The 20,248-nt window shown below is 65.9% G+C and carries 20 protein-coding genes and 1 pseudogene; 12 read left to right on the top strand and 9 right to left on the bottom strand.

The genetic code is table 11. The annotated features are described in order from the left end of the window. Positions 1 to 169: 169 nt before the first annotated feature. Positions 170 to 619, bottom strand: a complete 450-nt coding sequence (locus AB0N05_RS06165; RefSeq protein ID WP_364688156.1) for a GNAT family N-acetyltransferase — start codon at positions 617 to 619, stop codon at positions 170 to 172. Positions 620 to 637: 18 nt separating this feature from the next. Continuing rightward, positions 638 to 2,182, bottom strand: a pseudogene (mqo, locus tag AB0N05_RS06160) (malate dehydrogenase (quinone)); the annotation flags it as partial. A gap of 203 nt (positions 2,183 to 2,385) precedes the next feature. Here mqo and AB0N05_RS06155 point away from each other — a divergent pair. Continuing rightward, positions 2,386 to 3,384, top strand: a complete 999-nt coding sequence (locus tag AB0N05_RS06155; RefSeq protein WP_364689531.1) for an alpha/beta hydrolase — start codon at positions 2,386 to 2,388, stop codon at positions 3,382 to 3,384. On the opposite strand, the gene AB0N05_RS06150 is transcribed toward AB0N05_RS06155, so the two are convergent. From AB0N05_RS06150 to map, 3 genes are all read right to left on the bottom strand, one after another. Further along, complete coding sequence (locus AB0N05_RS06150) at positions 3,364 to 3,927, bottom strand: alpha/beta hydrolase (protein ID WP_364688154.1); 564 nt, start codon at positions 3,925 to 3,927, stop codon at positions 3,364 to 3,366. The two genes, AB0N05_RS06155 and AB0N05_RS06150, sit on opposite strands and share 21 nt — an antisense overlap. A 64-nt stretch (positions 3,928 to 3,991) precedes the next feature. Continuing rightward, positions 3,992 to 5,506: a cobyric acid synthase gene (locus tag AB0N05_RS06145; protein WP_364688152.1), complete on the bottom strand. Its 1,515-nt coding sequence runs from the start codon at positions 5,504 to 5,506 to the stop codon at positions 3,992 to 3,994. Beyond that, entirely contained in the window at positions 5,503 to 6,366 is an 864-nt protein-coding gene (gene map / locus AB0N05_RS06140; RefSeq protein WP_364688150.1) for a type I methionyl aminopeptidase, read from the bottom strand. The genes AB0N05_RS06145 and map overlap by 4 nt, the downstream gene beginning before the upstream one ends. Positions 6,367 to 6,499: 133 nt before the next feature. Between map and AB0N05_RS06135 the strand changes: the two genes are divergently transcribed. Next, positions 6,500 to 7,513, top strand: a complete 1,014-nt coding sequence (locus AB0N05_RS06135) for an LLM class flavin-dependent oxidoreductase (protein ID WP_364688147.1) — start codon at positions 6,500 to 6,502, stop codon at positions 7,511 to 7,513. A 60-nt stretch (positions 7,514 to 7,573) separates the two neighbouring features. Here AB0N05_RS06135 and AB0N05_RS06130 read toward each other — a convergent pair whose 3' ends face one another. Beyond that, the gene (locus AB0N05_RS06130; protein WP_364688145.1) at positions 7,574 to 8,191 is read right to left on the bottom strand and encodes a TetR/AcrR family transcriptional regulator; all 618 of its coding nucleotides are present in this window, start codon (positions 8,189 to 8,191) and stop codon (positions 7,574 to 7,576) included. A gap of 111 nt (positions 8,192 to 8,302) precedes the next feature. Between AB0N05_RS06130 and AB0N05_RS06125 the strand changes: the two genes are divergently transcribed. Continuing rightward, positions 8,303 to 9,532, top strand: coding sequence for an alpha/beta fold hydrolase (locus AB0N05_RS06125; protein WP_364688143.1), 1,230 nt, complete (start codon positions 8,303 to 8,305; stop codon positions 9,530 to 9,532). Positions 9,533 to 9,557: 25 nt separating this feature from the next. Here the strand turns inward: AB0N05_RS06125 and AB0N05_RS06120 are convergent, their stop codons facing one another. After that, positions 9,558 to 10,274: a GntR family transcriptional regulator gene (locus AB0N05_RS06120; RefSeq protein ID WP_364688141.1), complete on the bottom strand. Its 717-nt coding sequence runs from the start codon at positions 10,272 to 10,274 to the stop codon at positions 9,558 to 9,560. A gap of 96 nt (positions 10,275 to 10,370) precedes the next feature. On the opposite strand from AB0N05_RS06120, the gene AB0N05_RS06115 reads away from it, so the two are divergent. The 7 genes from AB0N05_RS06115 to mraY all read left to right on the top strand — a co-directional run bounded on the left by AB0N05_RS06115 (position 10,371) and on the right by mraY (position 17,471). Further along, the gene (locus AB0N05_RS06115; RefSeq protein ID WP_364688139.1) at positions 10,371 to 11,486 is read left to right on the top strand and encodes a TIGR03364 family FAD-dependent oxidoreductase; all 1,116 of its coding nucleotides are present in this window, start codon (positions 10,371 to 10,373) and stop codon (positions 11,484 to 11,486) included. Between the two features lie 28 nt (positions 11,487 to 11,514). Next, positions 11,515 to 12,201 (top strand): phosphonatase-like hydrolase, encoded by a 687-nt coding sequence (locus AB0N05_RS06110; protein WP_364688137.1) that lies wholly within the window; start codon positions 11,515 to 11,517, stop codon positions 12,199 to 12,201. Between the two features lie 98 nt (positions 12,202 to 12,299). After that, entirely contained in the window at positions 12,300 to 13,334 is a 1,035-nt protein-coding gene (locus tag AB0N05_RS06105; protein ID WP_364689528.1) for a 2-aminoethylphosphonate ABC transporter substrate-binding protein, read from the top strand. Between the two features lie 24 nt (positions 13,335 to 13,358). Further along, positions 13,359 to 14,543, top strand: a complete 1,185-nt coding sequence (locus AB0N05_RS06100) for an ABC transporter ATP-binding protein (RefSeq protein ID WP_364688135.1) — start codon at positions 13,359 to 13,361, stop codon at positions 14,541 to 14,543. Continuing rightward, a complete protein-coding gene (locus AB0N05_RS06095; protein ID WP_364688133.1) occupies positions 14,540 to 15,436 on the top strand; it encodes a 2-aminoethylphosphonate ABC transporter permease subunit in 897 nt (298 codons plus the stop codon). The genes AB0N05_RS06100 and AB0N05_RS06095 overlap by 4 nt, the downstream gene beginning before the upstream one ends. Positions 15,437 to 15,439: 3 nt before the next feature. Next, complete coding sequence (locus tag AB0N05_RS06090) at positions 15,440 to 16,237, top strand: ABC transporter permease subunit (RefSeq protein WP_364688131.1); 798 nt, start codon at positions 15,440 to 15,442, stop codon at positions 16,235 to 16,237. A gap of 157 nt (positions 16,238 to 16,394) precedes the next feature. Beyond that, complete coding sequence (mraY, locus tag AB0N05_RS06085) at positions 16,395 to 17,471, top strand: phospho-N-acetylmuramoyl-pentapeptide-transferase (protein ID WP_364688129.1); 1,077 nt, start codon at positions 16,395 to 16,397, stop codon at positions 17,469 to 17,471. 92 nt (positions 17,472 to 17,563) lie between these two features. On the opposite strand, the gene AB0N05_RS06080 is transcribed toward mraY, so the two are convergent. Continuing rightward, complete coding sequence (locus AB0N05_RS06080) at positions 17,564 to 17,938, bottom strand: hypothetical protein (protein ID WP_364688127.1); 375 nt, start codon at positions 17,936 to 17,938, stop codon at positions 17,564 to 17,566. 273 nt (positions 17,939 to 18,211) lie between these two features. Continuing rightward, entirely contained in the window at positions 18,212 to 18,655 is a 444-nt protein-coding gene (locus AB0N05_RS06075; RefSeq protein ID WP_364688125.1) for a DUF4254 domain-containing protein, read from the bottom strand. Positions 18,656 to 18,833: 178 nt separating this feature from the next. Between AB0N05_RS06075 and AB0N05_RS06070 the strand changes: the two genes are divergently transcribed. Both AB0N05_RS06070 and AB0N05_RS06065 read left to right on the top strand, forming a co-directional pair. Further along, on the top strand, positions 18,834 to 19,697 hold the full coding sequence (locus tag AB0N05_RS06070; RefSeq protein WP_364688124.1) for a helix-turn-helix transcriptional regulator: 864 nt from the start codon (positions 18,834 to 18,836) through the stop codon (positions 19,695 to 19,697). Between the two features lie 147 nt (positions 19,698 to 19,844). Then, positions 19,845 to 20,240 (top strand): AMP-binding protein, encoded by a 396-nt coding sequence (locus tag AB0N05_RS06065; protein WP_364688122.1) that lies wholly within the window; start codon positions 19,845 to 19,847, stop codon positions 20,238 to 20,240. Positions 20,241 to 20,248 lie beyond the last annotated feature (8 nt).

Below are 20,248 nucleotides of genomic sequence, written 5' to 3'. Positions count from 1 at the left end.
CCGAGCCGAACCGTTCCCCATCGAAGCTGGGCCACGGCCATCCCGCACGGCGCAATCATGGTCGCCACGCTGCACCTTCGCGTGCAATCCCCGAAGCGCCCGCTGTGGGTTGCACAGCGGGCGCTTCGGGGATTGGGGGGATATGGGGATATGTCGAGCGGGTGGAGGGTCAGCCTCGGCGCATGGGGATGTGGGGGATGCCGTCTTCTACGTACTCTGGGCCGTCGATTTTGAAGCCGTGTTTGGTGTACATGTCGACGAGGTAGGTCTGGGCGTTGAGGCGGACTGTGGCTGAGCCTGCTTCGGCCAGGGCGGCTTGCAGGAGGCGGGTGGTGTAGCCGTGGCCTCGGGCGGGCGGGGTGGTGCAGAGGCGGCCTATGCGGAAGGACTTGACGCCGTCCTCGTGCTCTTCGAGCAGGCGGAGGGTGCAGATGACCTCGCCCTCGTCGTCGAGCCAGAAATGGCGGGTTTCGGGACCGAGGTCAAGGCCGTCGAGTTCCGGGTAGGCGCATTTCTGCTCGACGACGAATACTTCTACGCGAAGTTTCAACAGCCTGTACAGCGTCGAGGTGTCCAGATCCTGGGCCCACGACCTTTTGAGAGCAACCGTTGACATCATCGAGTCTTGCTATCACAACTACGCGTGAGATGAAACCCCAGCGTGCTTCGGCGTGTTGGCATCCTCCAGGTGAAGGGCCTTATTCGACCACTCCCAGACCTCCTTGTAGAGGGCCTGGTTCTCCGAGAGCTTGTTGCCCAGCGACGGCACCATTTCCTTCAGCTTCGGCTCCCACGAGGCGAATTCGCGGGGGAAGCAGCGCTTCATGACGTCGAGCATGGCGCTCACACAGGTCGACGCACCCGGAGACGCGCCCAGCAGACCGGCGATGGTGCCGTCCTCGGCCGCCACGACCGCGGTGCCCAGCTCGAGCACGCCGCCCGCGCCCTTGCGGCGGATGACCTGCACGCGCTGACCGGCGATGATCAGCTCCCAATCCTTGCCGTCGGCGCGCGGGATGAATTCCTCCATCACGTCCACCCGACCGGCCTGGTTCTTGAGCAGTTCGGACACCAGGTAGTTGACCAGGCTCATCTCGGTCACGCCGACGCCGAGCATGGAGAACAGGTTGTTCGGCTTGACCGACTTGAACAGGTCGGTCATCTTGCCGTCCTTGAGGAACTTCGGCGTCCACCCGGCGTACGGGCCGAACAGCAGACCCTTCTCACCATTGATGACGCGAGTGTCCAAGTGCGGCACCGACATCGGCGGCGCACCGACCGAGGCCTGGCCGTACACCTTGGCCCCGTGCTGGGCGATCAGTTCCGGGTTGGTGGCGCGCAGGAACAGACCCGACACCGGGAAGCCACCGAAACCGGAGATCTCCTTGATGCCCGACTTCTGCAGCAGCGGCAGCGCGCCGCCGCCCGCGCCGACGAACACGAACTTGGCATTGATGACGCGGCTCTTACCGCTGCGCAGGTTCTTCACCTTCAGCAGCCAGGAACCATCGGACTGCTTGGTCACATTGCGGACCTCATGCCCGAAGGCGATATCCGCGCCGGACGCGCCCAGGTAGGCCAGCAGTTCCTTGGAGAGCTCACCGAAGTCGATATCGGTGCCGGAATCGGTCCAGTTCAGCGCCACCGGATCGGCGAAGTCACGGCCCTTGGCCATCAGCGGTAGTCGCCGCGCGAACTCGTCGGCGTCATCGATGAACTGCATGCCCTCGAACAGCGGATGCCGCGACAGCGCCGCATGGCGCTTGCGCAGGTAGTCGACGCCGTTCGCACCGTGCGTGAAGCTCACGTGCGGAATCGGGTTGATGAAGTTCGACGGGTTCGCCAGCACACCATTCTCGACGGCATACGACCAGAACTGGCGCGACACCTGGAAGCGCTCATTGATGTCGATGGCCTTGGTGATCTCCACCGAGCCGTCGGCATTCTGCGGCGTGTAGTTCAGCTCGCACAGCGCGGAATGGCCGGTACCGGCATTGTTCCAGGGGTCGGAGCTCTCGGCGGCAGCGGCTTCGAGACGCTCGAAGACGGTGATCGACCAGTCCGGCTGCACCTGTCGGAGCAGAGCGCCCAGAGTGGCGCTCATGATGCCGGCACCGATGAGGACTACATCGGTCTTTTCAATCGTGGCAGCGTTCGGCACGGTGTTGATCGACTTCCTTGTCTTATCTACGGCAACCCAGCGGCAGTTAGGTTACCCGTCGTTCACCTTGGGCCAATTGTGCCCCGCACAACGTGGAAAGACCGCCACGAAAATCCCGAATGTGAGAGATACCTCCCGGCTGTGTCACAGCGGGAAGGGATTACCTTGGGTAGGTGACCTCTGATACGTCGTCCGCAGCCAGCTCGCCCGCTCCCGCCCAGGCCATCGCCGGGTGGCAACCCGATGTGCTGGGCACGGACTATCAGCAACAGACCCTGGCGCTGGGGCCGGATCCGGACGGTGAGGGCGATGCCTTCGCCACGCTGATCCGCTACACGCCCGCCGACGCGCCGGTCGCGACACGCGCTGTCCTGTATGTGCACGGGTTCACCGATTACTTCTTCCAGGAGCACCTGGCCGAGCACATGGCCGCGCAGGGGTATGCGTTCTACGCGCTGGATCTGCGTAAATGCGGTCGCTCCACGCGGGCCGGGCAGACGCCGCACTTCGTCACCGATCTGGCGCTCTACGACGTGGAGCTGAACCGATCGCTGAAGATCATGCGCGAGGAGACCGGGCTGCCGGTGCTGATCATGGGGCATTCCACGGGCGGGCTGGTCACCTCGCTGTGGCTGAGCCGGGTCAATGCCTCGGGTGACGCTGCGGCGCAGGGCATTACGGGGCTGATGCTCAATAGCCCGTGGTTCGATCTGCAAGGGCCGTCGTACTACCGCTCGGTGGGCACGCCGGTGCTGGAGGGCCTGGGCCGGTTGCGGTCCATGATGCGGCTGCCGCTGGGCGAGATCTCGACCTACGGAGACAGCCTGCACCGCAATGCCTCCGGTGAATGGGATTACAACCTGGATTGGAAGCCGTTGGCCGGCTTCCCCGTTCACGCGGGCTGGCTGCGCGCCATTCGCCGCGGGCATCGGCGGCTACACCAAGGCCTGGATATCGGAGTGCCCGCCCTGATCCTGCGGTCGAAGGTGACCAAGTTCATGAGCAAGTACGGCCCGGCCGCCGATGTGGCGGATGTGGTGCTGGATGTGCGGCAGATTCAGAAGTGGTCGGGCTGCCTGGGTGATCGCACCAATATCGTGCCGATCGAGGGCGCGCGGCACGACGTCTTCCTGTCGTCGGAGGAGCCGCGCACCCAGGCGTTCAGCGAATTGGATTCCTGGCTGAAGTGGCTGGACGCCACCTCACCAGAAGCTGGTGCGTAGCACGATCTCGGTGGCGAGTTCGTGCCCGGCTTCCCCGGCCACGTTCGCGACATCCACCGGTACCAGCCGGAATTCGCCGTAGACGAAGCGGCTGGATGCCTCCGCCACAGTGCGCGGCAGGCGCTTGGTGGCCAGCAGGGTGGTGGGGATCTCCACCGGCGGGCAGGTCGCGTCCGCGATGGTGCCGTCCGCACCCGGTGCGGCGGGATGCCCGCCACCGGCGGCGATCAGGCTCATGAAGCGGCCGAAACCACGCGCGGCCAGCAGCCAGGCCAGGTCCGCACCCGTGCCGCAGCCGACCAGGTTGGCCCACGGCACCTTCAACTCGTCGAGGATGGCGAGGACGGTCTTGGTGTCCAGCCCGTCCTGCGGCTCGATGACGATGGTGTGCAGGTCCGAGGTCTGCAAGCGGGTGCAGACCTCGTCATATACGTCGGCCGGATCGCCCGCATCGGGGAGCAGGAGGACGTGGTGCCGGGACTCAGGTCCTCCGGTTCGCACGGTCCAGATGCGGTCACCGACCGTGATCCGCCGAGATTCCATACGGTCACGCTACATGGCGCGCGGAGGGTCCGAATGCGTCTCGGGTGAACTTATGTGACCGTCGTCACTGGTGAACAGTGAGCGTCGGCAGATCGACGGGAGCGCCGCGGGTGATGAGGCGCTCGAGGGCGTCTTGATCGAGGTGCTTTTCCATCAGGTCGGCCAGCAGATCGAGCTGTTGATTGCGGATATCGGCCACCGAAACGTCGTCGGCGACAAGGAAATCAGGGCGGTTCGCGTGAGCCGCTACTTCTCGGAGCCAGGAGCGGCGGAACTCGTCGGATTCCAGTGCGCCGTGCAGGTGGGTGCCCCAGATCGGGCCGCGCACACTGCCTTCGGGGGTGCCGTTCAGGTGCAGCCAGGGGCGGTCGCCGGTGGCGCGGACTCGGCCGTGGTGAATCTCGTAGCCGTGCACCGGGACAGGACCGGCGGTGCCCTCGGAGCGGCGCAGCACCTTCGGGTCGTCGAATTCGATCTCGAGGTCGAGCAGGCCCAGGCCTTCGACGGTGCCCGCGGCGGATTCGATGCGGTCGTCGATGGTGCGGGCGAGCATCTGGTAGCCGCCGCAGATGCCGAGGATCGGGCCGCCGGTCGCCGCTCGGGCGGTCAGGGCGTCGGCGATTCCGGTGCGGCGCAACCATTCCAGGTCGCTGACGGTGGATTTACTGCCGGGGAGGACTACGAGGTCGGCTCCGGCCAGGCGGGACGGGTCGGTGACCCAGCGGACCGCGACGCCGGGTTCGCAGGCCAAGGCCTCGACGTCGGTGGAGTTGGAGATGCGCGGGAGCCGGATGGCGGCGACGGTCAGCCAGTCGCCACGCAGGGGCGGGCGCGGGCGGCCGACGGGGGCATCGGCGATCGTGCCGAGCGAGTCCTCGGCGTCGATCCACAGCTCCTCGGCGAAGGGGATGACGCCGAGCGTGGGGCGGCCCGTCAGCTCGGCGAGCTGGTCCAGGCCGGGCTTCAGCAGATCCACGTCGCCGCGGAACTTATTGATGATGAAGCCGGAAATCAGCTGCTGGTCTTCGGGTTCCAGGATCGCCACGGTGCCGAAGAGGTGGGCCAGCACGCCGCCGCGATCGATATCGCCGACCACGACCACGGGCAGGTCGGCGGCGCGGGCCAGGCCCATATTGGCCAGATCCGTTGCCCGCAGATTGATTTCGGCGGGCGATCCGGCACCCTCACAGATCACCACGTCGAATTCCGCACGCAGGGAAGCCAATTCCTCGGCCACGATCGAGCGCAGCGCTTGGCGGTGCCGGAAATAGTCCTTGGCTCCGACAGTGTCGACGGCCTTGCCGCGCACGACCAGTTGCGAACGGCGGTCACTGCCGGGCTTGAGCAGCACCGGATTGAATCGCACGCTCGGTTCGAGGCCGCAGGCGCGCGCTTGCAATGCCTGCGCGCGGCCGATCTCTCCGCCGTCCAAGGTGACGACGGAGTTGTTCGACATGTTCTGCGCCTTGAACGGCGCGACCCTGATGCCGCGCCGGGCCAGCATGCGGCAAAGCCCGGCTACGACAACGCTTTTCCCGGCATCGGAGGTAGTGCCCGCGACCAGGAGGGCACCCTTCACGGCAGGGTGAGGATCTCGACGCCGTCGTCGGTCACGACCATGGTGTGCTCGAACTGGGCCGTCCACTTGCGGTCCTTGGTGACCACGGTCCAGCCGTCGTCCCAGATCTCGTAGTCGATGCCGCCGAGATTGATCATGGGCTCGATGGTGAAGGTCATACCCGTCTCGATGACCGATTCCACGGCGGGCTGGTCGTAATGCAGGATCACCAGGCCGCTGTGGAAGGTGGGGCCGACGCCGTGGCCGGTGAAATCGCGCACCACGCCGTAGCCGAAGCGATTGGCGTAGGCCTCGATGACGCGGCCGATCACATTGAGCGCGCGGCCCGGCTTGACCGCCTTGATGGCGCGGGCGGTGGCCTCCTCGGTGCGCTCGACCAGCAGGCGCACCTCCTCGTCCGGGGTGCCCGCGAAGTAGGTCTTATTGGTGTCGCCGTGCACGCCATTGATGTAGGCGGTGACGTCGATATTGACGATGTCGCCGTCCTCGATCACGGTCGAGTCCGGGATGCCGTGGCAGATGACCTCATTCAGCGAGGTGCAGCAGGACTTGGGGAACCCCTTGTATCCCAGCGTGGACGGGTAGGCGCCATTGTCGATGAGGTATTCGTGCACGATGCGGTCGAGCTCATCGGTGGTGACGCCGGGCGCGACCGCTTTACCGGCCTCTTCCAGCGCCTGCGCGGCGAGCTTGCTCGCCAGCCGCATCTTCTCGATGGTCTCCGGGGTCTGCACCCAGGGCTCATGCCCCTCGTTGGCAGTCTTCTTCCACACGTACTCCGGCCGCTCGATGGACTTCGGCACCTCACGAATGGGCGACTGCGTGCCGGGAACGAGAGGTTTGCGGGTGCGCACTGACATGAGGACCAGACTATCCGCCCGAGCCCGCGCCCTCTCCCCCAGCGGGGCAGCTCGCGACCGTGGAATGTTTCCGGACCATGGTCCGTTTAACCGTCTGGTTGACTTGGAAACAACTTCGAGAGAGGCACGCGCTGTGGAACTGGGACTCACGACATTCGCCGAAACGCATCCGGTGGGCGGCGACGGCCCCGTGCCGACCGCGGGCGAACGCCTGCGCCAGGTGGTCGAGGAAGCCGTGGCCGTCGAACAAGCGGGCCTGGACGTCTACGGCGTAGGCGAACACCACCGCAAGGACTTCGCCGCCTCCTCCCCCGCGGTGGTCCTCGCGGCCATCGCCTCCCGCACCGACCGCATCCAACTGACCAGCGCCGTCACCGTGCTGAGCTCCGCCGATCCGGTTCGCGCCTACCAGGATTTCGCCACCCTCGACGGCCTCTCCAACGGCCGCGCCGAATTGATGGCCGGGCGAGGCTCTTTCACCGAATCCTTCCCTCTATTCGGATACAACCTCGCCGACTACGACGAGCTGTTCGAAGAGAAGCTGGCTCTGCTCTTGAAGATTCGCGAGGAAGGCCCGGTCACGTGGTCCGGCAACTTCCGCGCCCCGTTGAATGACGCTGTGGTGTACCCGCGCACCGAGAATCGGCCGCTGCCGGTCTGGATCGCGGTGGGCGGCAGCCCCGAATCCGTAGTCCGCGCAGGCCTACTCGGCCTCCCCCTGGCCATCGCCATCATCGGCGGCCAACCCGCCCGCTTCAAGCCCCTGGTAGACCTCTACCACCGTGCCCTCGACCAAGGCGGCCACGAACCGCAGCCGGTGGCGGTCCACGCCCACGGCTACATAGCCGAAAGCGACGAACAAGCCGTCGCGGACTTCTACGCCCCCTACGCCGCAGCCATGAGCGGCATAGGCCGCGAACGAGGCTGGGGCGCGATGACCCGAGACCAGTTCTCCGCCTTGCGTTCCCAGAGCGGTTCGCTCTTCGTAGGCACCCCCGACTACGTGGCAAGCAAGATCGCCGATATCCGAGACACCCTCGGCCTCGACCGCTTCATGCTCCACACCAGCGTAGGCACCCTCCCCCACGAAAAGGTCCTCCGCAACATCGAACTCCTCGGCGAGAAGGTAGCTCCCCAGGTTCGATGATCAAATAGGGCTGAATCAGGCGGCAACCCATTGCGGGTTGCCGCCTGATTTGTTGGCAGGTCATCGGTTTCGGTGGGCACCGAAGGCGGCGAGCAGCATGGTGGTGAGTTCGTCGAGGTAGGTGGGGTCGGTGGGGGTGCCACCGAGGATGGCGCGCCAGAACAGGGGGGCCATCAGGAAGTCCAGCGCCAGTTCGTGATTCAGACCTGGAGGGAGTTCGCCCCGGGCGATGGCGCGGTCGAGGATTTGGGCGACCTTGGCTCGACGGGATTGGCCCAGGCCGGATTGCAGAGCCTCGGCCAGGGACGGGACTCGGATGGCTTGGGCCAGGAGGTCGGGGATTATGCGGGAGGCCAGGGGGTGGGACAGGCCCGCGGCTGAGATTGCCAGGAAGGCTCGGAGGTCGCTCTCGAGGGTGCCGGTGTCGGGGGGCTCGGCGGCGGCCACCGCGACCTCGGTGACCAGGGAGATGACCAGCTGTTCCTTGGTGGGCCAGCGGCGGTAGAGGGTGGGTTTGCTGACGCCTGCTCGGCGGGCGACTGCTTCCATGGAGAGTTTTCCGTAGCCGACGGCTGCCAACTCTTCGAAGGCCGCGGCCTGAATGGCGGCCGTTACCTGGGGCTGCATTACCGCTGCGCCCGCGGGTTTGCGGGTGCGCGTCAGGGGTTCGTCGGTCACGATTCACAGTTTAGCAACGTCGATACGGTTGCGTTTCGTCGTGGGGTCGGTTAGCGTTCTTCTCATACGACGAAACGGTGTCGTATCGACGTAAAGTGAGAGGTCATAGCCGTGAAGTTTCTGTTTGATGATGAGTCTTTCTCGTATGAAGCCCTTCGGGCGGCGGGGTTCGCCAGCTATGGCGGGGCCGAGCTCGGAGAGGTGATCTCGACCGCCGGGCGGATCGCGGACGGAAATGAGGCCGACTGGGTGCGGGAGTGGGAGGCAACCGCTTGCCGGGTGCACACCATCGGGGATGAGGCGGCAGCCGCGGGGCATCGGGTGAGTGCCCGGGAGGCGTTGTTGCGGGCATCGAATTATTACCGGACCGCGGAGTTCTATCTGCGAGATGATCCGGCGCATGATCCGAAGGCGCGGGCGTTGTCGCAGCTGTCGCGCGATACCTTCGCGCGGGCAACCGAACTCATGGATCGGCCGGTACGGGCGGTGGAGATTCCTTACGAGGACACCACGCTGCCCGGGTATCTGTTCCTGGTGGATGAGTCAGGGGCGGCGCGGCCGACAATCATCTTCAATAGTGGGTTCGATTCCACTTTGGAGGAGTCGTATTTCGCGCTGGCCGCCGCGGCGTTGACTCGCGGGTACAACGTGCTGGCGTTCGATGGGCCGGGCCAGGGTGCGGTGATTCGGGAGCAGGGCTTGCCGTTTCGGCATGACTGGGAGGCTGTTGTCACGCCGGTAGTCGACTTCGCGCTCACGCTGAACGAGATTGACCCGACACGAATCTCGTTGTACGGCTACAGCCTTGGCGGATTGCTGGCCGCGCGGGCGGCGGCGTTCGAACACCGGGTGGCGGCGCTGATTCTCAATGACGGACTGTATGACTATCACTTCGCGCACCAGCGGGGGTTGCCGCCGTTCGTGTCGGAGTGGATCGCGGCGGGGCGGGATGTGGAGGCCGATCAGGTCGGACGGCTGCTCATGGCGCACAACACCACCGCGCGGTGGGCGATGCGCAATGGGTTGTGGACGTTCGGGGCAAGCTCGTACGCGGACTATGTCCGGCGTACCGAGAAGTACACGCTCGCCGACGTGGTGACCGGAATCCATTGCCACACACTGGTTCTCGACGCGGAGAACGACCTGTTCTTCCAAGGTGAAGCGTCGCGCGTCCATGAGGCGCTGACCTGCCCCAAGGAACTGATCGTCGGCACCGAAGCCGAAGGGGCGGGCGAACATTGCGGCATGGGTGCGATGCTGCTGACCAATCAGCGCATCTTCGACTGGCTGGACCGCAGTCCCGCCGGGGTCGGCGCGCAGCAGGCCGCCGCCGTCGCTTGATCGCGGTCAGTCGCGCAGTGCTTGGTCAATCGCGGAGTGTGGCCTGGAATGCGATGCGGTCGCCGCGATACAGCGAGCGGACGCGTTCGATCGGGATGTTCTCTGCGTCGACGCTGCGACGGTGCAGCAGCAGCATCGGCAGCGCGGTGGTGCATTCCAGGAGGGCGGCCTCGCGCGGGGAGGCCAGGACCGTTTCGACCCGTTCGGTGGCGGCGGCGTACCAGATGCCCTTGGCTCGGGTCGCGGCGTAGAGCGAGGTCTCGGGGTTGTAGGACTCATACAGCCACGCGAAACGGTCCAGCGGCATGAAAGTGCTTTCCAGGCCGATGCGTTCACCATCCGCCAAGAGAATGCGCTCGAGGTGCATGACGGGAGTTCCGGGCTCGAGACCGAGCTCCCGGGCGGTATCGGGATCGGCGGGGATATCGGCCCAGTCGACCAGCAGACGGCCGGGAGTGCGGCCGTATTTCAGGGCCCCCTCGGTGTAGGAGCGTAAAGACATGGGCTGCACCATCTTCGGGCGAGAGACCACGGTCCCCCGGCCCTGACGGCGAATCCGCCCCTCCACCAAGAGTTCTCGAATGGCCTGGCGCACGGTTTCCCGCGCCACTCCGCAACGCAGGGCCAGGTCTCGCTCCGAGGGCAGCGGATCACCCTCGGAAAGCTCCCCGAGCAGTGATTCGAGTTCGACGCGCACGCGGTAGGACTTGGGTACGCGCCCGGCAACCTCCGTGGTCTCCATGCCCCACACAGTACCGTAATTGGTCTATACCAATTGTTAACCTAGCGTTTGCACACGTAACACCCCTAGGTCTAGACCATTCGTCACGATGAGCCCATGCGATTGGTCATCATCGGCGGAGGAATTCTCGGCACCGCTCACGCTCTCGCCGCCATCGGACGCGGCCACGAAGTCGTTCACCTGGAGCGCGAGGTCGAGGCGCGCGGCGCCACCGTCCGCAACTTCGGTCTGGTGTGGGTATCCGGCCGCAGCGCCAATGAACTCGGCATCACGCTGCGCTCGCGTGAACTGTGGGAAGAGATCGGCGGCAAGGTGCCCGGCGTCGGATTCCGTCCCGCGGGCTCGATCACCCTGGTGCGCACCGAGGCCGAAATGGCCGTCGCCGAGGCCGCCATGCAGAGCGACACCGCCGAGGCGCGCGGCTTCGAACTGCTCGACCCGGACCACGTCCGCAAGGTCAACCCGGCGCTGCGCGGCAAATTCCTTGCCGGACTGCACTGCTCGGCCGACGCCGCCGTGGAATCCCGGCAGGCGCTGCCCGCCCTGCGCCGTTATATGGAGGCCACCGGGCGCTACAACTTCTTCGCGGGCACCGAGGCGCGCACCATTACCGGCACCACCGTGGTGGATGATCGCGGCCGCCGCCACGAGGGCGATCTGGTGCTGGTCTGCCCGGGCGCGGCACACGCCGGACTCACCCGCGAACTCGTCGGCGATATCCCGGTCCGCCGGGTGCGACTGCAGATGATGCAGACCGCCCCGCTGGGCGAGCCGCTCACCACCGCCGTGGCCGACGGCGACAGCTTCCGCTACTACCCCGCCTTCGCGGGCGAGGAGCTGGACCGCCTCAATCGTGAAGAGGCACAGCCCTTCACCGCCGCCCAGCACAAGATGCAGCTGCTGTGCGTGCAACGCCTGCACGGCGGACTCACCATCGGCGACACCCACGAATATGACGAGCCGTTCAACTTCGATGTGGACGAGGCCCCGTACGAGCACCTCACCGCCGTCGCCGAGGAACTGCTGGGCCGCAAGCTCCCGCAGGTCGTGCGGCGCTGGGCGGGTGTCTACAGCCAGTCCATCGATCCGGGCACCATCGTGACCCGCGCGGAGGCCTCCGACAATGTCTGGGTGATCACCGGCCCCGGCGGGCGCGGCATGACTCTCGGCCCCGCGATCGGCGAGGAAACCGCCGATCTGCTGAACCTCTGACACTCTTCGCCTAGATAAAGGAATCCCTGTGTCCGACAAGCGGATCGATCTCGCGGTACTCGATATGGCGGGCACCACCGTCGCCGATGACGGCCTGGTGATCAAGGCCTTCGACAAGGCCGCCACCAGTGCGGGCATCCCCGTCGAGGGTCCCGAGCGGGAAGCCGCCCGGCAGTACGTGATCGACACCATGGGCCAATCCAAGATCGTCGTCTTCCGGGCGCTGCTCGGCGACGAGGACAAGGCGCAACAGGCGAATGAGGCTTTCGAAGCCGCCTACGCCGAATTCGCCGATGCCGGTGTCACCCCGATTCCTGGTGCGGTGGAGGCCATTTCGGCGCTGCGCGCGGCGGGCATCAAGGTGGCGTTGACCACCGGCTTCAGCCGGGTCACCCAGGACAAGCTGTTGAACGCGCTGGGCTGGAACGATATCGCCGATCTCACCCTCGCTCCCTCCGACGCCGGTCGCGGCCGTCCCTATCCGGACATGGTGCTCACCGCCCTGCTCCGGCTGGGCATCGACGCCGTGGATCGTGTTGCGGTGCTGGGTGATACGAGCAGCGATATCGGCACCGGCCTGGCCGCGGGCGCGCGCATTGTCGCGGGCACGCTGACCGGCGCGCACAACGAGGACCAGTTGCGCGCGGCGGGGGCCACCCATGTGGTGGCTTCGGTCACCGAGTTCGCGCAGCTCCTGCTGGCCGAGCGCGCCTAGAGACTTCCCGTATACCCACCGCCCCTTCGATAGACCCAGTCCCACGAACTGAAAGTTGCAAGCACGTGCGTAATACGAACAACCGCCTCGCACGCACCATCGCCCGCACCGCACTCATTCTCACCTCCGCCACCGCGGTCGCCTTCTCCCTGACCGCCTGCGGCGGCACGGGCAGCGACTCGAGCGACGGGAAGACGGTCACCGTCTATTCCGCCGACGGTGTCGGCGACTGGTACAAGACCCAGTTCGCGAAGTTCAAGGACCAGACCGGGATTTCGGTCAACCTCGTCGAAGCCGGTTCCGCCGAGGTCGTCAACCGGGTGGACAAGGAACAGTCCAACCCGCAGGCCGACGTCGTCGTCACGCTGCCGCCGTTCATGCAGAAGGCCGACAAGTCCGGGCTGTTGCAGACCAGCGGCGTCGACCTCGCCGCCTACCCGGCTTCCGACAAGGACGCCAATGGCAAGTGGGTCACCCTCGCCGGTAACTACCTTTGCTTCATCGCCAACCCGTCGGTCGAGTCCACCAAGCTGACCTGGGACGACCTGCTCAAGACCGATTACAAGGGCAAGATCCAGTACTCCACCCCCGGCCAGGCCGGTGACGGCACCGCCGTGCTGATCCTGCTGCAGCAGCTCATGGGCAAGCAGGGCGCGCTGGACTACCTGACCAAGCTGCAGGCCAATAATGTCGGCCCGTCCTCCTCGACCGGCAAGCTGCAGGCCAAGGTCGACAAGGGCGAGATCCTCGTCGCCAATGGCGATGTGCAGATGAACCTGGCGACCATCAAGGAGAAGGGCTCCAAGTTCAGCGTCTTCTTCCCGGCCGCCGCGGACGGTAAGACCAGCACGGTCGCGCTGCCCTACCTGATGGGTCTGGCCAAGGGCGCCCCGCACTCCGCCTCCGGCAAGAAGCTGATGGAGTACCTGCTCGCGGCCGACGCGCAGAAGGCGCTCACCGATGCCATGGCCGTATCGGCCCGCACGGATCTGAAGGATGCCCCGGCCGCCGCCGGTTCCGTCTCCCCGGCCTCGCTGGTCAAGAACGTCGAGGTGCTGCACCCCGACTGGAACAAGGTGCTCGAGGATCTCGACGCCGATGTCGCGGCCTACACCAAGGCCACCGGCAGCTGATTTCACACCCCAGGAGCAGCAACCATGTCCTCCGCATTGACGACATCCTCGGTGGCCACCAATGCCACCAATGAACCGGCCATTGTGTTCGACCGGGTCGGTGTCACCTACGGCCGTGGCCGTAAAACCACTGTCGCGCTGGCCGATTTCAACCTGCGCGTCGCCGCGGGGGAAACGGTTGCGCTGCTCGGACCGAGCGGTTCCGGCAAGTCCACCGCGCTCAAGGCCCTGGCCGGATTCGTCCGGCCGACCTCGGGCACGGTGCGACTGTCGGGCCGCGACGTCACCGATCTCTCCCCCGCCAAGCGCGGAATCGGTGTTGTCGTGCAGTCGTACGCGCTGTTCCCGCATATGCGGGTGCACGACAATGTGGCCTTCGGGCTCAAGGCACATCGCGTGTCGCGCAATGACATCGGGGATCGGGTGACCGAGGCCCTGGAAATGGTCGGCATGGGGGACTACGCCAAGCGGCTCCCGCGCGAACTGTCCGGTGGGCAGCAGCAGCGGGTGGCGATCGCGCGGGCGCTGGCCATCCGGCCCAAGGTGCTACTGCTCGACGAGCCGCTCGCGGCACTGGACGCGCAGCTGCGGCAGTCCATGCTGGGTGAGCTCCAGCAGCTGCGAAAGGCGTTGCCGGACACGGCGATGCTGTATGTCACGCACGATCAGTCCGAGGCGCTGGCCCTGGCCGACCGGATCGCGGTCATGCGGGACGCGCGCCTGGTCGATATCGACACCGCGCACATGCTGTGGCAGCAGCCGTCCTCGGACTTCACCGCCGCGTTCATCGGTGGCGCGAATCTCCTGCCCTGCACCGTGAAGCATGTGTCGGGCACGGCGGCGCTGGTCACCGTCGGCGAGCACACGCTGCGCGCCGAAGCGCCGCGACCCGGTGTGGGCCGCCCGGATTGGGTGCCCGATGCCGAAGCCCAGCTGTGTGTGCGCCCGCACACCGTGCAGATCGCTCCTCTCACCGAGCGAGATGTGCTGCGCGGCACCGTTACCGCCAGTGTGTGGAAGGGCGCGACCACGCGCCTGCATCTGAAGGTGGCGGGACTTCCGGTCGAGATCACCGCGGATATTCCGGGGCACAGTGAGCTGGTTGCCGATGACATGGTCGGCGTGCGCTTCGCCGATCCGGCGGGTGTGCTGATTCCGCCGACCGTTGGAACACCCGCCGCGGCAGACGAACCCGAGGTGCGGGCGTGACCGCGCTACTCGAAACACCTCCTCTCCCGGATACTCCCGAGCCTCGCCAGGCGCGCCGCTCACTGCGGCCGATTCTGTGGACGCTGCCGCCGGTGCTGGTGGTGCTGCTGATCGCCGTCTACCCGATCGTGCGAGTCCTGCTGGAGTCCACCAAGACCAAGCAGGGCGGGCGCGGCGGCGGCACCTGGAGCAAGGTGCTCGCCGAGGAGTCGTTCCGGAATGCGCTGGGGCGCACCGTGTCCATCGCGGTGTTCTCCACGGCCGGATGCCTGCTGCTGGGCACCTTCCTGGCGATTGTCCTTGCCTTCGTGCCGTTTCCGGGGTCGCAGCTGGTGGGCCGGTTGATCGATACCGTGCTCACGCTGCCATCCTTTCTGGTGACGCTGGCGTTCACGTTCCTCTACGGCACGGCGGGCGCGGTCAATGCGCTGATCCGCAATATCACCGGCAGTCAGGAACCGGCACTGAACTTCCTGAGCACGCCGTGGGGTGTGATCCTCGCCGAGATCACCTTCTTCACGCCGTTCGTGATTCGCCCGCTGCTGGCGGCCTTCGCGCAGATGCCGCGCGAACAACTCGACGTCGCTTCGAGTCTCGGCGCTTCGCCGTGGCGGGTGCTGCGTTCGGTGCTGCTGCCCGAGGCGTGGCCCGCGCTCGCGGCGGGTGGCAGCCTGGTATTGCTGTTGACGCTCAATGAGTTCGGCATCGTGCTGTTCACCGGCGCGAAGGGTGTGATCACCCTGCCCGCGCTCATCTATACCCGCGGCATCGTCACCTTCGATCTGCCCGGTGCGGCCGTGCTGGCCACGGTGCAGATCCTGCTCTCGCTCTCGCTCTACATCGGCTACCGCCTCCTGTTCACCCGCCTGACCGGCACCCGGAAGGAGAACTGAGCCATGCTGGTGTGGACCCGCAACGGCCGGATCGCCGTCATCGCCGTCTTCGCGCTGGTGGTCACGATCGTGTTCGTGGCTCCCATCGCCACCGTCGTGGCCGCCGCCCTGGCCGGGCGGTGGACCGGTCCCCTCCCCTCGAACCTCGGCTTCGCCAACTTCGATCGCGCCCTGTCCGGCCAGGAGTCCGCGAGCCTGTCGGTGAGCCTGCAAACCGCCCTGCTGGCCGGTGGCATCGCCCTGATCCTCGGCACCTGGGCCGCTGTGGCCTCCCGCGAAGCGCCCCAATGGCTTCGCCGCCTCACCGACGCCGTCTTCCACATCCCCGTGGCGGTTCCGTCGGTGGCCATCGGCCTCGGTGTTCTGATCGCCTTCAACGAGCGCCCACTGCTCCTGGGCGGCACCAAATGGATAGTCATCCTGGCCCACACCGTCCTGGTCCTCGCCTACGCCTTCAGCGGCGTCTCCGCGGCCCTGGACCGCCTGGACCCCGGCTACCAGCAGGCCGCCGAATCCCTGGGCGCGGGCCCGGTTCGAGTCCTGTTCCGAATCACCTTGCCGCTCTTGCTCCCCGCCCTCGGCGCTGCGGCGGGCTTGGCCATCGCCCTCTCCATGGGCGAACTGGGCGCGACCATCATGGTGTATCCGGCAACCTGGAAAACCCTCCCCGTCAGCATTTTCGCCGCGACCGACCGAGGCGAGGTCTTCGACGCCGCGGCCAGCACCACCCTCCTGGTTCTGGTCACCCTCGTAGCCCTGGTCCTCCTGGGCCGCCTCAAGGGCCGAGCCGCCGTCCGCTGACCCCGTCGCTGACCACGCGTGAGGGGCGCGGTCAGCGACTTCCCCGGGGTGAGGTGGGGCACGATCCTTGCCGTGGGAGATGCTCGGGGCGTGGGGTTTTGGTTAGCATCTGAGCTGCTCGATGTGTGTCGTGTGCAGGGTGGGATTTGGGGGACTCGTGAGACAGATCATGTTCGCCGCGATGATCGGGCTGGGGGTGTCGATCGCGCTGACACCCGTACTGATCAGAGTGTTCACGGTGCGGAAGTTCGGGCAGGAGATCCGCGTCGACGGCCCGGCCAGCCACTTCGCCAAACGCGGAACGCCGACCATGGGCGGGATCGCCATCCTGATCGGGATGTGGGCGGGGTATCTGGGGTCGCATCTGATCGGGATCCGGTATGACGCCGAGGGATTGACGGTTTCGGGGCTGCTGGTGCTGGGGCTGGCCACCGCGCTCGGCGGGGTCGGATTCCTGGACGACTTCATCAAGCTGCGCAATCGGCGCAGCCTCGGACTGACCGCGTCCGGGAAGTATGTGGGTCAGCTCGCGGCGGCGGTGATCTTCGGAATCCTGGCCATGCGGTTCCCGAACTCCACCGGATTGACCCCGGGCAGCAGGCAACTCTCGTTCGTGCGGGACAACGCGATCATGTCCATGTGGGCCGTATTCTTCCTGCTGCTGGTGTGTTTCCTGGTGGTGGCGTGGTCCAACGCGGTGAACATCACCGATGGACTCGACGGCCTGACCGCGGGATCGATGGGCATGGCGCTGGGCGCGTATGTGCTGATCACGTTCTGGCAGTTCACCCATTCCTGCGCCGCCCTGCCGAGCAAGGGCTGTTACAGCGTGCGGGACCCGCTGGATCTGGCCGTGGTGTGTGCGGCGGGCGCGGGGGCGTGTCTCGGATTCCTGTGGTGGAACGCGGCTCCCGCGAAGATCATCATGGGCGATACCGGGGCGCTGGCGCTGGGCGGACTGCTGGCGGGGCTGTCCATCACCACGCGCACCGAACTGCTCATGGCGGTGGTGGGTGCGCTGTACTTCGCGGAGATCATGTCGGTGGTGTTGCAGGTAGCGGTCTTCCGGACCACGCACAACCGGTTGTTCCGGATGGCACCGTTCCACCACCACTTCGAACTCAGTGGGTGGGCGGAAACCACTGTGGTCATACGGTTCTGGTTGCTGGCGGGGCTCTCGGCGGCGACGGGCCTGATGCTGTTCTACGGCGAGCACCTGTCCGCGCGCAGCTAGAGAACAACACCCGGACGCGACAGTTGGGCCGATACCGAATCCGGTACCGGCCCAACCGTTTTCTCCGGGGAGGGCTCTGTCTGTTGAACTGATCAGCCCGGGGAATCCAGGCCCGCGGTCGCCGACAGCAGCGCGCGGGTGTGGGCATGGTCGGACTCGTGGATCAAGCCCGCCGAGAGTAGGTAGGCCGCGGCCATGCGCAGCGCGGATTGCTGTAGGCCGGTGAGGGTTTCGGTGAGCTCGACGGCCTTGGCCTCGAAGCCGCCGCTCAGTTGCCCGGCGGAGTCGAAGCCGCCGAAGCCGTTGAGGGTCTGCATATCCGCGCCACACCGGACCTCGGGGTCCAGCGCGTCCGCGAAGCGCAGGAAGTTTGCGGCGCACTTGCGCGCGGCCTCGACCTCCATTCGGAAGCTCCCGCCCGCCGCCCGCTGATACAGCTCATCGGCTGTGGCCTCCCCCGCACTCATCGGCCGCACTCCGTTCATTGATTGTGAAATACGTTCTGCACACGCAATAAACAAATGATGTATCAATTATTCTAAAAGAATTCAGGGCGGGCGTGCCGCGCCAGTCGACCACGCGGCACGCCGGGCGGGGCGCCCCGTTGCGCCCGCCGTCTTGGGGCGGGCGACGTCGTACGGGTCGAGCGGGCTACTGGTCCGATAGCGCCACTCGGTTGACGTCTCCGCTGGCGACAATGGTTCTGTAGCAATGCATTAATTGTGTCAATGCATTTGGAATCATTGTTCTGGTAAACGACGCCGGCCTCCGGCGACATCGATTACGAGATCAGTGTAACCGTCCACCAGTTCGGCGAGATGGTACCAGTGTTTATGGGTGTTATCACTGGCCGCGCCTTCATGGTCGATCACCTGATTGCAGTCGACCCAGCTCCTGGCCATGCGGTCGACCACCGCACCGAGGCTTTCGGTATGTATTGCGGCACCGTTACGGTGCTGCGGCAGTTCCTGTTCCACCCAATCGTTGATATCGTCAACCAGTTCGCCGCGGCGGCAGTCGATCTCCGAAACCAGCATGGGGTCCAGCACTTGAGCGCGTCGTTCGTGCAACTCGGCCAGAGCGTGCGCGGAGCGCAGCAGAACACGATCTTGAAAACGCCTGCCTTGGAAGGCGCAAAGCAATTGGGGAGCGGTCGGCAGATCGCCGGCTATCGACATGGTCATCGCGACTCTCCGCATACGCAAGACAACATCACTAATCGCACCAACATGATTGGTCTCCGGATTCAGCTATACCGCTCATCGGATCGGTTGTTCACGAATAGGCTAGCTGGATCATGCTCTTACAAATGCAAGAACGCAATACTGCGTTCTAGGCAGTGCGCAGGGTGAAAGGGTTGTCATGGCAGGCAAGCGCACCGTGCTTACCGTCCGTTTGCGGCGCCTCGCGGCAATGCTCCACGAGATGCGGGAGACGGCCAACCTCAGCAAAGAAGTGGTCAGCGCCAAGACCGGCATCAATGTCACCACGCTGTACCGCATCGAGACCGCTCAGGCCAGGCCACAACGCCGCACCTTGACCGCGATGCTGGATCTGTACGACATCGGCGAGCCACAACGTTCAGATGCCTTGCAGTTGCTGGTGGATGCGCTCCGGCCCGGTATGGCCCGGTCCTACGAGGACGCCGTGTCCGAGGTTTACGGCGCGTACATCAACTTCGAGGCGGAGGCGCTCTCGGCGCGCTTCTTCCAGGCCTCCTACGTCCCCGGCCTATTACAGACCGAGGCGTATGCGGACGCGGTCTACGAGACCTCCATGCCCAAGATCTCCGAACAGGTTCGCGAACAACGCATTCGCGCCCGCCAGGAACGCGCCGGGGTGCTCACCAAGCACGATCCCCTGGAGCTGTGGGTGGTGCTGGACGAGGCGGTCATCCGCCGCACCGTGGGCGGTCCCCTCGTGATGCGCGAACAGTTCTCGCGCCTGCTCGACGACACCAATAAGCGGAATGTGATCTTGCAGATCCTGCCCTTCGACGCCGGTGCGCACCCGGGCATGCTCGGCTCGTTCACGCTGCTGGACTTCCCCGACCCGGCCGATCCGGAACTGGTCTATGTGGAGGGCATCGCGAGCGACGAACTCATCGAGGGCCACCCCGAGGTCCGCCGCTACGGCGTCATGTTCGATCAATTGCGGGCCATGGCGCTGAGCCCGCGCGACTCCATCTCCATGATGGCGCAGACCATGAGCGATCTCGGAACCTGATCTAGAACCCACCCTAGGTGGGGGAAAGCTACACCCTCGGATCGTGATCGGCAGCACTGAGGTCGCTGTCGGATCGAACCCGCGACGGCGAAAGTTGGATACATCCCAACATCACCACGAAGTCGCAGTTCCGAGAGGATGATTACGATGTGCAAGCAGGCCGAATCGCCCGTAGCCACCACCACGGATTGCGAGCTGACCTCCGCGGAGCTCGAGCGCTGGAGCAACCGCCTGGCCCGCATGCTGCTGAGCCGCGGAGCCCGCCCCGGCGTGCGCATCGCGATCGCGGGGACCCCGCAGCTGGAGTCCAGCGTGGCCCGCCTGGCCATTACCAAGACCGGAGCCGCCCTGGTTCCGTTCACCACCGAAACCACCGGCGCCCGAGTCGATTTCGGCATCACCGTCAAGGAAGACCGCGACCGCTTCGCCGACCGCGGCCACTGGCTGGCGCTCGACGACCGTTCCACCCTGGTGCAGTACCTCACCGGCTCCGACGCGCCGCTGACCGACGCGGAACTCCATACGGCGCGGAAGGCCTCCTGACCCCGCCG

Origin of the sequence: Nocardia sp. NPDC051030, assembly GCF_040683015.1 — a bacterium.
Taxonomy (GTDB): Bacteria; Actinomycetota; Actinomycetes; order Mycobacteriales; family Mycobacteriaceae; genus Nocardia.
This window is presented reverse-complemented; position numbering and strand designations above follow the sequence as displayed.